We start from the raw sequence: 11848 nt of genomic DNA, 5'->3' as shown, positions 1-11848 counted from the left end.
TTTCTACCTACTCTGCCGCTTCGGCTGTGGCCCCCGGCGCCGTTTCCAACGTCGGGTCCCGCCGCCGTTCGACAGAGGCGACATTGCTCTCCGCCTCAAGGTTGGAAATCAGCGAGTGCAGGTGTTCCGCATCCCTGAGGTCTACATCCATCATCAAACGGTAATAATCCGGTTTACGGTCTATGAAGTTCAAATCAGAGATATTGGCCCGCGTCTCACCAATCAATGTGCAAATGCGTCCCAGGACCCCGGCATCGTTGCCAATCGTCAGATCCAGCGACACGGTATAGACCGCCGGGTGTTTGCCTTCCGCCCAATGTAGGTCAAGCCAGCGGTCTGGCTGGTCCTCGTGGCGGGCCATGGCGGCGCAGTCGATGGCGTGGACCGCGACCCCCTTGCCGCGATGGGCCAGCCCGACAATGCGTTCTCCGGGCAGTGGCTGACAGCAGTGCGCACGTTCAAACCCTTGCCCGTGTTCAAGTCCGACAACCGCCTTTTTCAGCTCGATCTCGCCGCCGTCGCGGATGGCAAGATTGGGGTAGACCGCCTCGACCACCTCGGAGGAGGTCAGTTCGGCGCTGCCCAGCCGGGCCAGCAGCGTTTCGGTGTCTTCCAGCCGCAGAGTCGCTGCAGCCTTTTCCAGCACTTTGTCAGTGGCTTTCTTGCCGCGTGCTTCGAACGCGGCTCGGGCCAGTTCATGGCCCAGCTTGGCATAGCGTTCCTTGTTGGCCTCGCGCAGCGCGCGCCGGATCGCGGCCTTGGCCTTGCCCGTCGTGGCCATGTCCAGCCATGTGGCCTGCGGGGCCTGTCCTTCGGCGATGATGATCTCGACCGATTGGCCGTTCTTAAGCCGCGTCCACAGTGGCACGCGGATGCCGTCGACCTTGGCGCCGACGCATTTGGACCCGATCCGCGTGTGGATCGCATAAGCATAGTCAATCGGTGTCGCCCCGCGCGGCAATTTGACCACGTCGCCCTGCGGGGTAAAGCAGAACACCTTGTCCGAATACATCTCCAGCTTGACCGCCTCCATGAAGGCGTCGTGATCTTCTTCGGCGTCCAGCTGTTCCGTAACCGACGTGATCCACTTGGCGGGGTCGACGGCAAAGCGGTTCTCGGCCCGTACCCCGTCACGATAGGACCAATGCGCGGCCACACCGGTTTCGGCGACCTCGTGCATTTCGCGGGTGCGGATCTGCACCTCGACCCGTTTGCCATCTCGGCCCGACACCGTGGTGTGGATCGAGCGATAGCCGTTGGTCTTGGGTTGGCTGATATAATCCTTGAAACGCCCCGGCACAGCGCGCCAGCGCTGATGGATGGCTCCCAGCGCTCCGTAACAGTCGGTTTCGGACCGGGTGATCACGCGAAAGCCATAGATGTCGGACAGCCGGGAAAAGCCGATCTTCTTTTCCTGCATCTTGCGCCAGATCGAATAGGGCTTTTTCGCGCGGCCAAAGACCTCAGCCTCAACCCCAGCCTTTTCCAGCTCATGGCGCATGTCAGAGGTGATCTTCTGCACCACATCGCCGGTTTCGCGTTGCAGGGTGATGAAACGGCGGATGATGCTGTCGCGGCCCTTGGGGTTGAGCACGCGAAAGGCGTGATCCTCCAGTTCCTCGCGCATCCACTGCATGCCCATGCGACCGGCCAACGGCGCAAAGATGTCCATCGTCTCCCGCGCCTTTTGCACCTGCTTTTCAGGGCGCATGGCGCGGATGGTGCGCATGTTGTGCAGCCGGTCGGCCAGTTTCACCAGGATGACCCGCAGATCCTTGGACATGGCCATGAACAGCTTGCGGAAATTTTCCGCCTGCTTTGTCTCGGACGACGACAGCTGAAGGTTGGTCAGCTTCGTGACGCCATCAACAAGGTCGGCGACGTCACGTCCGAATCGCTCTTTGACCTCTGAATAGGTCGAGCGGGTGTCCTCGATCGTGTCATGCAGCAGCGCGGTCACGATGGTGGCATCGTCAAGTTGCTGTTCGGTCAGGATCGCTGCCACAGCCACCGGGTGGCTGAAATAGGGCTCGCCTGACTTGCGGGACTGCCCGTCGTGCATCTCGCGGCCATACTCATAGGCCGCGAGGATCAACTTTGCGTTGGTCTTGGGGTTGTAGATGCGAACGAGGTCAACGAGGTCTTCAGCTGAGATCATGTCACCTCACCGCCGCCGAACCGGGATCAGCCCTGGCCCTGCGCCTCCATCAGCGCGCGCAGCAGCTTTTCTTCGGACATGTCGTCCTCTTGAGGCTTGTCTGCCTCGGTGCCCATGAGAAGCGCCATGGCGTCCTCTTCGGGTTCATCCACCTCGATCTGGGTCTGGTTCGACTCGATCAGGCGTTCCCGCAGTTCATCGGCGGACTGGGTCTCTTCGGCAATCTCGCGCAGGGCGACAACCGGGTTCTTGTCGTTGTCACGATCCACCGTGATGGCAGCACCGGCTGCAACCTCGCGCGCACGATGTGCGGCCAGCATTACCAGTTCGAACCGGTTCGGGACCTTGTCAACGCAATCTTCTACCGTCACGCGGGCCATAAGAGTGCTCCGTTTCCTGTCTTGAGGGTCTCAGAAAGACTTGACATAACGCGCGACCCGGGAATTGACAAGGGCAATACCCCGCAAGGCGCAGATCAGATTGGCCGCGCCTCGGCACGATCCTGCCGGGGCAGTTTGGCCAGCATTTGAGCCACCGTGTCCCCGGTCAGCGGGTGGCGCCAGTCCGCCGCAATATCCGCCAGCGGCACCAGGACAAATACCCGGTCCTGCAGCCTGGGATGTGGAAGAATCAGACGGTCAGGGGTGACGCAACGTTGCGATTCGGGGGGCAGGGTGCGCCACCGGGTCTGGGTGGGAACGTCCGGAAAAACGGCATCTTCCGCCGCCAGCAGATCAAGATCCAGTGATCGGCTGGCCCAGCGTTGCAGGCGTTCGCGGCCGAAATCCGCCTCGATCCGGTGCAGGATTTGCAGCAAGGCTTCGGACGTGTCCGGTCCGGTGATGGCGGCGCAGGCATTGACATAGTCCGGCCCGGCACCTGCCGGAAAGCACGGTGTCGCATAAAAGCGGCTCAGCCGACGCAGGCGCAACCCGGCGGCGGCCATCGCGGCCACGGCCGATACCAGGGTCTCTCCGCGTCCGCCCGCCTCAGAACCCAGGTTGGATCCCAGTGCGATAAGGAATTCTTGCTCCATTTGACCCAACGTACTATTCTTCTGAGACTTGCCCGCGCCTTGCGAAGAGCGGGAAAAAACATAATCTACTTCGACGCGTTCGCCACCACACTCACACTCACGGATCAGGCGACCCGATTGGACGAAAGGAAATTTTATGTTCTACAAGGACGAACGGCTTGCGCTGTTCATAGATGGCTCGAATCTTTACGCGGCCGCCAAAGCTCTCGGTTTCGATATCGACTACAAGCTGCTTCGGCAGGAGTTTGCGCGTCGCGGCAAGATGGTTCGGGCCTTCTACTACACCGCGCTTCTGGAAAATGACGAGTATTCGCCGATCCGTCCGCTTGTGGATTGGTTGCACTACAACGGCTTCACCATGGTGACAAAGCCCGCGAAAGAATACACCGACAGCCAGGGCCGCCGCAAGGTTAAGGGCAACATGGACATCGAACTCACGGTCGATGCCATGGAACTCGCGCCGCGCGTGGATCACATCGTACTGTTCTCCGGCGACGGAGATTTTCGTCCACTGGTCGAAAGCCTGCAACGTCAGGGCGTGCGTGTTTCGGTTGTGTCGACCATCCGGTCGCAGCCGCCGATGATCGCGGACGAACTGCGCCGTCAGGCCGACAACTTCATCGAACTGGATGAATTGCGGGAGGTCATTGGCCGCCCGCCGCGCGACGTTCAGGTCGAGCGCAACTTTGAAGTCGCTGCCACTGGCAAGTGATCATGGATGCGCCTGCCCCTTCGGGTGGGCCCGTCTTGCGATTGGTGTCCTGGCCTTCACTCGGGTCGGGCACCGACCGCCCCCTGCGCCGATGACGGGGCGCTGTACCCTTTACCTCGCGCCGCACGGCCACTAGGTCTGCGTGGAACAGTTGAGGAAAGGTGCCCTGATGTCCTCCCAGTCCCTTCCACCGCTTACCCTGCTGCTGGCCGCGCCGCGTGGGTTCTGTGCGGGTGTGGATCGCGCGATCAAGATCGTCGAGATGGCGCTCGATAAATGGGGCGCACCGGTCTACGTCCGGCATGAAATCGTGCACAACAAATACGTTGTCGACGATCTGCGCGCCAAAGGCGCCGTTTTTGTCGAAGAGTTGGAAGATTGCCCAGACGACCGCCCGGTGATCTTTTCCGCCCACGGCGTCCCCAAGGCTGTCCCGGCAGAGGCCGCGCGCCGTGAGATGATCTATGTGGACGCGACCTGCCCACTGGTGTCCAAGGTCCATATCGAGGCGGCGCGTCACTCTGAGAACGGTCTCCAGATGATCATGATCGGCCACGCTGGGCATCCCGAAACTGTAGGCACCATGGGACAATTGCCGGCGGGTGAGGTGCTGTTGGTCGAAACCGTTGAAGACGTTGCAGGCGTTCAGGTGCGTGACCCTGAGCGGCTGGCCTTTGTGACCCAGACCACGCTGTCGGTGGACGACACAGCCGGGATTGTCGCCGCCCTTCAGGCGCGCTTTCCCGCCATTGTTGGTCCCCACAAAGAGGACATCTGCTACGCGACAACCAACCGGCAAGAGGCGGTCAAGGCCATTGCACCGCGTGCCGATGCGCTGTTGGTCGTGGGCGCGCCCAATTCGTCCAATTCCAAACGCTTGGTAGAGGTGGGGCGACGTGCGGGCTGCGCCTATGCGCAATTGGTGCAGCGGGCGACGGACATCGACTGGCGTGCCTTGGACGGCATCACGTCGATTGCCATCACCGCCGGGGCCTCGGCACCGCAAATCTTGATTGATGAGGTGATCGACGCATTCCGCGCTCATTACGACGTGACGGTTGACGTTGTGGAAACGGCACAGGAAAATGTGGAGTTCAAGGTGCCGCGCGTGTTGCGCGTACCCGCATAGGGCCGGCCGCCATGGCGTGGCGCCCGATCTGCACCGGCATCTGACATACCCTCCTTGGGCTAACCGCGATGACCCGTATCCTTCGCTCTGTCTTGACCCTCACGCTTTCCGGTGTGGTGTCGTTTGTCAGGGGGCGCTGACCGTCCTCTTGCCGTCATCCCGCTGGCCTGACCGCAAGACCGCCCTTGCGAAGGCGTCAGGAAAAGGCGAGACCACGCGCCATGACCGATCCTGAAACCATCCGCCTCTATAATGCCCGTGCCAAGGATTACGCCGATGTAACCGAAGGCGCCGGGCCTGACGCCACGCTGCGCGCCTTTCTCGCCGCCCTGCCGCCAAAGGCGCGGGTGCTTGATCTGGGGTGCGGGCCGGGCCGCTCTGCCGGGATACTCGCTGCCGCCGGACATCAGGTCGAGGCATGGGATGCCTCTGAGGGGATGGTGGCGCTGGCTGCCAAACGGCCCGGCGTCACCGCGCGACTGGCCGAATTCAACGCCCTCACAGCCAGTGCGGTCTACGACGCGATCTGGGCCAACTTCAGCCTGCTACACGCCCCGCGCGCCGAGATGCCCCGGCACCTTGCCGCGATCCGACAGGCTCTGAAGCCCGGCGGCTTGGCGCATGTCGCCGTCAAGGAAGGCACGGGTAGCCAGCGCGATACCCTTGGCCGCCTCTATACCTATTACACCGAACCCGAACTGTCCTTGCTGCTTACGCAGGCCGGCCTCACCCCCGGTCCCTTTCGGCACGGAGAGGGTATGGGCCTCGACAAGATCATGGCGCCCTGGATCTCGGTGACCTCCTATGCCTAAGATTCTTGCCTATACAGACGGTGCCTGTTCCGGAAATCCCGGCCCCGGCGGCTGGGGCGCGCTGCTGCGTGCCAAGGACGGCGACACGATCGTCAAGGAACGCGAACTCAGCGGCGGTGAGCCGCAGACCACCAACAACCGGATGGAACTGCTGGCTGCAATCAACGCGCTGGAATCGCTCAGCCGCGCATCCAACATCACCGTCGTCACGGATAGCGCTTACGTCAAAAACGGCGTCACCAGCTGGATTCATGGGTGGAAGCGCAACGGCTGGAAAACCGCCGCCAAGAAGCCGGTCAAGAACGTCGACCTCTGGCAACGGCTGGAAGAGGCGCAAAAGCGCCACACCGTCACCTGGGAATGGGTCAAGGGCCACGCAGGCCACCCGGAAAACGAACGCGCCGATGAGCTTGCACGCGCCGGCATGGCGCCGTTCAAGAAATGACGCCGCTTGTCCTGCTCGACTATGCCGCCGTGCTGGTTTTTGCGCTGACCGGCGCGCTGGTCGCCAGCCGCGCCCAGCTTGATATCGTGGGCTTTGCCTTTCTCGCCGGGGTGACCGGCCTCGGCGGCGGCACCCTGCGGGACGTGCTTTTGGACCGCCCGCCGATCTGGGTCGCCGACCAGACCTATCTCGGCGTCGTCACCGGGGCGGCGGTGCTGGTCTTTTTCACCGCGCACCTGCTGGAAAGCCGAATGAAAGCGATCCTCTGGCTCGATGCCTTGGCGCTGGGCGTCGCCGTGGCGGCCGGGGCCGGGCTGGCGCAGCGGCTTGGCCAGCCGCCTGCAGTGGTTTTGGTCATGGGCATCGCCACCGGCTGCGCAGGTGGGCTGGCGCGCGACGTGGTCGCCAACGAGGTGCCGCTGGTGCTGAAACAAGGTGAACTCTACGTCACTTGCGCGCTGGCAGGGTCGCTGGCCACTGTGCTGGCCGTTGGGGTGGGCGCTCCCCCTGCACTGGCCGCCGCGCTGACCGCGCTGGTCACCATTGGCCTGCGCGCCGGATCTCTGGCCCTCGGCTGGCGCTTGCCGGTCTACAAACCCCGCCCGCCTCGCGTTTGAAATCCCGGCGCACGGCACCCTTGCCCGCAGCTTCTTCTGTCTGAAAATATCCCGGGGAGCGCGAGGGGCTGGCCCCTCGCACCCGTCCCAGAGGGCCGGCACTTACTGCAAATCAGAAAACGCCGCCTGCATCCGTGCCACGGCCTCGGCCACCCGCGCGCGTGGGGTGGCAAAGTTGAACCGCAAATAACGCTCGCCGCCATAGCCAAAGGTTGGTCCGTGGTTCACCGCAATTTTCGCCTCGCGTTCGACGCGGCGCGTAAACTCCTCGCGCGTCATCCCGGTGCCGGCGAAATCCACCCAGCCAAGATAGGTCGCCTCCATCGGCATCGACTGGACACCCGGAATGGCATTGATCCCCTCGTCAAATAGCCGCCGGTTGCCATCCAGATACTGCACCAGTTCATCGACCCAGGCGGCGCCTTCGGGCGAACAGGCGGCGGTTGCCATGACCAGACCAAAGGAGTTGGGAGAGATGCCCATGGCAGACATGGCCTTGCCGAAACGCGCCCGCAGGGCCTCGTCTGGAACGATCACATTGCCGATATGGGCACCCGCGATGTTAAAGGTTTTGGTGGTGGCCGACATCATCACCAGCCGGTCCAGAATGTCGGGCGCTGCAACCGCCATCGGTACATGCGTATAGCCCGGCATCACCAGATCGTTGTGAATCTCGTCCGAGACCAGCAGCAGGTCATGGCGTTCGGCAAAGCCCGCCACCGCCTGCAATTCCGACCTGGACCATACGCGCCCGCCGGGATTGTGGGGGGAGCACAGGATTACCATCTTTTCTGCTCCGGTCATCAGCGTGTCGTACTCGTCCAGATCCATGACATAGCGGCCATCCTCCAGAACCAGAGGGCATTCCACCACCTTGCGGCCCGCAGCCCGGATCACCCGCGCGAAGGCGTGATAAACCGGCGTGAACAGGACAACGCTGTCCCCCGGGTCTGTGTAGGCCTGCAGGCACATGGAAATGCCGTTCACCAGACCATGGGTTGAAAAGATCCACTCTGGTTCAACCTGCCATCCGTGCCGTTCTTCTGCCCACCAGCGCACGGCGTCCAAATAGGCCCGGTCATCGCCAAAATAGCCATAAACCCCGTGATCGACCATGCCCTGCAATGCCTGCGATATGCAGTCGGGCGCGCGGAAATCCATGTCCGCAACCCACATCGCCAGCCCATCCTCGGGCGAGACGTCATAGCGCGCCTCCATCATGTCCCACTTCATCGCATGGGTGCCGACGCGGTCGATCACTTCGTCAAAACGGCTCATTTCCTGACCTCTATTTGGTTTTCGAAGCGGCACGCTAGCGGTCTGGCCGCCAAGGGCAAGAGCACATGCTTGCCTAAACCGCACGACGCCCTTAAATCAGCGCCATGAAACGGCCCATTCTCATCCACCCCGATCCTCGCCTGAAGAAGCACTGCGATCCTGTCGACGATCTGTCGGACGATCTACGCGTGCTTGCGGACGACATGCTGGAAACGATGTATGCCGCGCCCGGCATCGGCCTTGCGGCACCGCAGGTCGGTGTCATGTCGCGACTGATCGTGCTGGATTGTGTGAAATCCGACAGCGAAGATGCGCATCGCCCACTGGTCATGTTCAACCCCAAGGTTCTGGCAAGCTCGGACGAACGCAACGTCTACGAAGAGGGCTGCCTGTCGATCCCCGACCAATACGCCGATGTGGAACGCCCCAAGATCGTCGATGTGGAATGGATCGATCGCGACGGCAAGCTGCAGTCCGAGACCTTCGATGGTCTCTGGGCGACCTGTGTGCAGCATGAGATCGACCACCTCGAAGGCAGGCTGTTTATCGACTACCTCAAACCGCTGCGACGTCAGTTGATCACCCGAAAAATGGTCAAACTAAAGAAAGAACGCGCGCGGGAACGGGCATGAGCCTGCTACCGATCCTGAAGTGGCCAGACCCGCGCTTGGCGCAGGTCTGCACCCCGGTTGATGACCGGGCCGCGGTTGAGCAGCTGGTCACCGATATGTTTGAGACGATGTATGCCGCTCCGGGCCGGGGTCTTGCCGCGCCGCAGGTCGGCGGGACGACGCGCCTTTTTGTCATGGATGCGGGCTGGAAAGAGGGTGACATGACCCCGCTTGCCTGCCTCAATCCAAGGATCTCCGCGACAACTGATGTTACTGCGATAGCGACCGAAGGCTGCCTGTCCGTGCCGGGTGTCAGCGCCGATGTCAGCCGACCCGCCGAGATCACGCTGGCCTATACCGACCTGACCGGCACCGCGCAGGAGGTGACCCTGACCGGTGCCGCCGCCACCATCGCTCAGCACGAACTGGATCATCTGGACGGCATTATGCATTTCGACCGTCTTGACCCGACGGCGCGCGCCGCCCTGCTGGCGGACTACGCAAAGGGGCAGGGCGCATGACCAAACGGGCTTTCGTTCCCTGGCCGGACAAACGCCTGCGCACCGCCGCTGCCCCGGTCGCCGAGATCACCGATGACATCCGCGCCATCTGGCAGGACATGGTCGACACGATGGAGGCGATGCCCGGCGTTGGCCTTGCCGCGCCGCAGATCGGCGTCATGTTACGCCTCGCGGTGGTTGATGCCTCTGAAGAGAGGGGCAAGGCGATCCTGATGGCCAATCCGGTCATCCTGCATGCCTCGGTCGAGTTCCGCGACCACGAAGAGGCCAGCCCGAATCTGCCTGGGGTGTCTGCTAAAATCTCGCGCCCCCGTGCGGTTACGGTCACCTACCTTGACCATCAAGGCATGAAGGTGCGCAAGGATCTGGTCGGCCTCTGGGCAACCTCGGTCCAGCATCAGATCGACCATCTCCAAGGGCGTATGTATTTCGACAGACTCAGCAAGATCAAACGCGATATGCTGCTACGCAAGGCGCGCAAACTGGGCTAAGTCCGCCTTGGGGGGGCCGTCCGCGCACCCGTCGGCCCAAACTTGATCCGGGCTCTCTTGCATCCGGGTCGTTCCGGTCAATGCCCCTTCTGCCCGGCCGAGACCTGCGATAAGACACCGGCAAGGCAGGACAAGGGATCATTCACATGCGCGTCATCTTCATGGGAACCCCGGATTTCTCTGTTCCAGTGTTGGACGCGCTTGTCGCGGCGGGACACGACATCGCCTGCGTCTATTGCCAGCCGCCCCGCCCAGCAGGCCGGGGAAAAAAGGACCGCGCCACGCCGGTCCATGCAAGGGCACAGGCACTGGGTCTGCCGGTCCGCCATCCCACCAGCCTTAAATCATCTACCGAACAGCAGGCGTTCGCCGATCTGAACGCCGACATCGCTGTGGTCGTCGCCTACGGCCTGATCCTGCCGCAGGCCATCCTCGACGCGCCGGCACATGGCTGCCTCAATATCCATGCCTCTCTATTGCCGCGCTGGCGCGGGGCGGCCCCAATTCACCGCGCGATCATGGCGGGAGACGCCGAAACCGGCATCTGCATCATGCAGATGGAGGCCGGTCTGGACACCGGCCCGGTCCTGCTGCGCGAGGCCACACCCATCGGTGCCGCCGAAACGACCGGCGAGCTGCACGACCGCCTTAGCGTGCTGGGCGCGGAACTGATCGTCATGGCGCTGGACAGGCTCGACACGCTCACGCCCGAAGCGCAACCCAATGATGGCGCTACCTACGCCGCCAAAATCGACAAGTCGGAGGCTGCGATCGACTGGACCCTCCCGGCGGCAGACGTCTCACGCCAGATCCGCGGCCTGTCGCCTTTTCCCGGTGCTTGGACCACGCACACGGGCAACCGGATCAAACTGCTCGGCGCGGAACCGGCGACTGGACAGGGCGCGCCCGGCTCGCTGTTGGACGACACGTTCACCGTCGCTTGCGGCGAGAACGCCCTGCGCGTCACGCGCGCCCAGCGGGCAGGAAAAGGCGCGCAAGACGCCGCTACCTTTCTGAATGGACATCCACTTCCGCCCGGCACCCGTCTGGGCGACTGACCTGCCCAAGGTGACTGCAATGACCTCACACACAGGAGACGCCCATGTTCCCAACTCTGATCGGCACCGTGGTAATCGCGGGCATCGTCGGATACGCCTCCGAGAAGTCGCGGTTCACCCATAACGGCATCCTGCCCAGCATCATCATCTGCATCGGCGGCGCGTTCCTGTTCTATTTCGTGACGATCATGTTCGGCATCGGCTTTCGCGCACCCGGCCTCAACGCCATTGCTGCCTCCATCGGCGCGCTGGTCATCGTCCCCACGCACTGGCGTAAACGCTAAAACACAAAGCGCTGACCCCACGTTTCTTCTGTCCGAAAATATCCCGGGGGAGACGACCGCAGGGAGACGGGGGCAGCGCCCCCTCCTGCCGCGATTGAGATGCACCCATATCTAAACCGCCCAAGTTTCTCCACCAAATGCGCTTTAGTTGCACCGTTCCCTGCTGCGGCCCCGTTTGCGCAACCTTCCCGCTAGGCCCGACCGCTGTGCTCGACTATCCTACGGCCGAAATCCGTCCCGTTAGGAGACCTCCATGCCCATAGTCTGGCTTATTATCGTCGGCGCTGCCGCCGGCTTTCTTGCCACCCGCATGATGAAGATGGACACCGGCGTCTTGCCGACCATCGCCATCGGGATCGGCGGCGCGCTGATCGGTGGTCTGATCATTCGTTTCCTGTTAGCCGTCACCGGACTACTGGCGGGCCTTGTCGGTGCGGTGCTGGGCGCACTTGTACTGATCTGGGTGTATAAAACCTACTTGCGCTGACATCGCGCCCCGGACCAACCTCGAAACTGGTCACGTTGTTCAGTGGCAGTGGTACGGTTTGGATCCCGCGTGGCAACACTTTCCGGGAGGCGAATCTTTCCGGCACCCGCCGCCATGTCCCGGGGCCGAGGTGGAAATTTCCGGCTTTGCAGGAGTGGGCATTTCATCGGCGGGGGAGATAGTCGGAAAGAATAGCAAGGACAATGCAC

At 62.5% G+C, this 11848-nt stretch carries 15 protein-coding genes; 11 read left to right on the top strand and 4 right to left on the bottom strand.

Translation table 11 applies throughout. The features are described 5' to 3' along the window. Positions 1 to 7: 7 nt before the first annotated feature. The 3 genes from ANTHELSMS3_RS00735 to folK form a co-directional block, all read right to left on the bottom strand. Positions 8 to 2158 carry a RelA/SpoT family protein gene (locus ANTHELSMS3_RS00735; RefSeq protein ID WP_094033204.1) on the bottom strand — a complete coding sequence of 717 codons (2151 nt, stop codon included), beginning with the start codon at positions 2156 to 2158 and terminating at the stop codon, positions 8 to 10. A 26-nt stretch (positions 2159 to 2184) separates the two neighbouring features. Next, on the bottom strand, positions 2185 to 2538 hold the full coding sequence (gene rpoZ, locus ANTHELSMS3_RS00730; protein ID WP_089279161.1) for a DNA-directed RNA polymerase subunit omega: 354 nt from the start codon (positions 2536 to 2538) through the stop codon (positions 2185 to 2187). Between the two features lie 95 nt (positions 2539 to 2633). Continuing rightward, positions 2634 to 3194, bottom strand: coding sequence for a 2-amino-4-hydroxy-6-hydroxymethyldihydropteridine diphosphokinase (folK, locus tag ANTHELSMS3_RS00725; protein WP_094033203.1), 561 nt, complete (start codon positions 3192 to 3194; stop codon positions 2634 to 2636). Positions 3195 to 3330: 136 nt separating this feature from the next. Between folK and ANTHELSMS3_RS00720 the strand changes: the two genes are divergently transcribed. From ANTHELSMS3_RS00720 to ANTHELSMS3_RS00700, 5 genes are all read left to right on the top strand, one after another. After that, entirely contained in the window at positions 3331 to 3906 is a 576-nt protein-coding gene (locus ANTHELSMS3_RS00720; protein WP_089279163.1) for a LabA-like NYN domain-containing protein, read from the top strand. Positions 3907 to 4075: 169 nt separating this feature from the next. Then, positions 4076 to 5035, top strand: a complete 960-nt coding sequence (gene ispH / locus ANTHELSMS3_RS00715) for a 4-hydroxy-3-methylbut-2-enyl diphosphate reductase (protein WP_094036835.1) — start codon at positions 4076 to 4078, stop codon at positions 5033 to 5035. Between the two features lie 221 nt (positions 5036 to 5256). Continuing rightward, entirely contained in the window at positions 5257 to 5847 is a 591-nt protein-coding gene (locus ANTHELSMS3_RS00710; protein WP_094033202.1) for a class I SAM-dependent DNA methyltransferase, read from the top strand. Next, positions 5840 to 6292 carry a ribonuclease HI gene (rnhA, locus tag ANTHELSMS3_RS00705; RefSeq protein ID WP_094033201.1) on the top strand — a complete coding sequence of 151 codons (453 nt, stop codon included), beginning with the start codon at positions 5840 to 5842 and terminating at the stop codon, positions 6290 to 6292. Before ANTHELSMS3_RS00710 ends, rnhA begins: the two co-directional genes overlap by 8 nt. Next, positions 6289 to 6909, top strand: coding sequence for a trimeric intracellular cation channel family protein (locus tag ANTHELSMS3_RS00700; RefSeq protein ID WP_094033200.1), 621 nt, complete (start codon positions 6289 to 6291; stop codon positions 6907 to 6909). The genes rnhA and ANTHELSMS3_RS00700 overlap by 4 nt, the downstream gene beginning before the upstream one ends. A gap of 102 nt (positions 6910 to 7011) precedes the next feature. On the opposite strand, the gene ANTHELSMS3_RS00695 is transcribed toward ANTHELSMS3_RS00700, so the two are convergent. After that, positions 7012 to 8187: a MalY/PatB family protein gene (locus ANTHELSMS3_RS00695; protein ID WP_094033199.1), complete on the bottom strand. Its 1176-nt coding sequence runs from the start codon at positions 8185 to 8187 to the stop codon at positions 7012 to 7014. Between the two features lie 104 nt (positions 8188 to 8291). Between ANTHELSMS3_RS00695 and def (ANTHELSMS3_RS00690) the strand changes: the two genes are divergently transcribed. The 6 genes from def (ANTHELSMS3_RS00690) to ANTHELSMS3_RS00665 all read left to right on the top strand — a co-directional run bounded on the left by def (ANTHELSMS3_RS00690) (position 8292) and on the right by ANTHELSMS3_RS00665 (position 11639). Further along, positions 8292 to 8819, top strand: a complete 528-nt coding sequence (def, locus tag ANTHELSMS3_RS00690) for a peptide deformylase (RefSeq protein ID WP_094033198.1) — start codon at positions 8292 to 8294, stop codon at positions 8817 to 8819. Further along, on the top strand, positions 8816 to 9319 hold the full coding sequence (gene def / locus ANTHELSMS3_RS00685; RefSeq protein ID WP_094033197.1) for a peptide deformylase: 504 nt from the start codon (positions 8816 to 8818) through the stop codon (positions 9317 to 9319). The genes def (ANTHELSMS3_RS00690) and def (ANTHELSMS3_RS00685) overlap by 4 nt, the downstream gene beginning before the upstream one ends. Next, the gene (gene def / locus ANTHELSMS3_RS00680) at positions 9316 to 9810 is read left to right on the top strand and encodes a peptide deformylase (RefSeq protein ID WP_094033196.1); all 495 of its coding nucleotides are present in this window, start codon (positions 9316 to 9318) and stop codon (positions 9808 to 9810) included. Before def (ANTHELSMS3_RS00685) ends, def (ANTHELSMS3_RS00680) begins: the two co-directional genes overlap by 4 nt. A 146-nt stretch (positions 9811 to 9956) precedes the next feature. Next, positions 9957 to 10868 carry a methionyl-tRNA formyltransferase gene (gene fmt, locus ANTHELSMS3_RS00675; protein ID WP_094033195.1) on the top strand — a complete coding sequence of 304 codons (912 nt, stop codon included), beginning with the start codon at positions 9957 to 9959 and terminating at the stop codon, positions 10866 to 10868. Between the two features lie 44 nt (positions 10869 to 10912). Further along, the gene (locus tag ANTHELSMS3_RS00670) at positions 10913 to 11152 is read left to right on the top strand and encodes a hypothetical protein (protein WP_089279174.1); all 240 of its coding nucleotides are present in this window, start codon (positions 10913 to 10915) and stop codon (positions 11150 to 11152) included. A gap of 253 nt (positions 11153 to 11405) precedes the next feature. Further along, on the top strand, positions 11406 to 11639 hold the full coding sequence (locus tag ANTHELSMS3_RS00665) for a GlsB/YeaQ/YmgE family stress response membrane protein (RefSeq protein WP_094033194.1): 234 nt from the start codon (positions 11406 to 11408) through the stop codon (positions 11637 to 11639). Positions 11640 to 11848 lie beyond the last annotated feature (209 nt).

The sequence above is a fragment of the Antarctobacter heliothermus genome (assembly GCF_002237555.1).
Classification (GTDB): Bacteria; Pseudomonadota; Alphaproteobacteria; order Rhodobacterales; family Rhodobacteraceae; genus Antarctobacter; species Antarctobacter heliothermus_B.
Note: the sequence above shows the minus strand (reverse complement) of the source record. Positions and strands in the feature narration are given on the sequence as shown.

What these genes read in the sequence shown, in the direction of transcription:
- rnhA (WP_094033201.1), top strand. Translation starts at nt 5,840, where the DNA reads ATGCCTAAGATTCTTGCCTATACAGACGGTGCCTGTTCCGGAAATCCC.
- ANTHELSMS3_RS00695 (WP_094033199.1), bottom strand. Translation starts at nt 8,187, where the DNA reads ATGAGCCGTTTTGACGAAGTGATCGACCGCGTCGGCACCCATGCGATG.
- ANTHELSMS3_RS00700 (WP_094033200.1), top strand. Translation starts at nt 6,289, where the DNA reads ATGACGCCGCTTGTCCTGCTCGACTATGCCGCCGTGCTGGTTTTTGCG.
- ANTHELSMS3_RS00670 (WP_089279174.1), top strand. Translation starts at nt 10,913, where the DNA reads ATGTTCCCAACTCTGATCGGCACCGTGGTAATCGCGGGCATCGTCGGA.
- def (WP_094033197.1), top strand. Translation starts at nt 8,816, where the DNA reads ATGAGCCTGCTACCGATCCTGAAGTGGCCAGACCCGCGCTTGGCGCAG.
- fmt (WP_094033195.1), top strand. Translation starts at nt 9,957, where the DNA reads ATGCGCGTCATCTTCATGGGAACCCCGGATTTCTCTGTTCCAGTGTTG.
- ANTHELSMS3_RS00710 (WP_094033202.1), top strand. Translation starts at nt 5,257, where the DNA reads ATGACCGATCCTGAAACCATCCGCCTCTATAATGCCCGTGCCAAGGAT.
- ANTHELSMS3_RS00665 (WP_094033194.1), top strand. Translation starts at nt 11,406, where the DNA reads ATGCCCATAGTCTGGCTTATTATCGTCGGCGCTGCCGCCGGCTTTCTT.
- ANTHELSMS3_RS00720 (WP_089279163.1), top strand. Translation starts at nt 3,331, where the DNA reads ATGTTCTACAAGGACGAACGGCTTGCGCTGTTCATAGATGGCTCGAAT.
- folK (WP_094033203.1), bottom strand. Translation starts at nt 3,194, where the DNA reads ATGGAGCAAGAATTCCTTATCGCACTGGGATCCAACCTGGGTTCTGAG.
- ANTHELSMS3_RS00735 (WP_094033204.1), bottom strand. Translation starts at nt 2,158, where the DNA reads ATGATCTCAGCTGAAGACCTCGTTGACCTCGTTCGCATCTACAACCCC.
- rpoZ (WP_089279161.1), bottom strand. Translation starts at nt 2,538, where the DNA reads ATGGCCCGCGTGACGGTAGAAGATTGCGTTGACAAGGTCCCGAACCGG.
- def (WP_094033196.1), top strand. Translation starts at nt 9,316, where the DNA reads ATGACCAAACGGGCTTTCGTTCCCTGGCCGGACAAACGCCTGCGCACC.
- def (WP_094033198.1), top strand. Translation starts at nt 8,292, where the DNA reads ATGAAACGGCCCATTCTCATCCACCCCGATCCTCGCCTGAAGAAGCAC.
- ispH (WP_094036835.1), top strand. Translation starts at nt 4,076, where the DNA reads ATGTCCTCCCAGTCCCTTCCACCGCTTACCCTGCTGCTGGCCGCGCCG.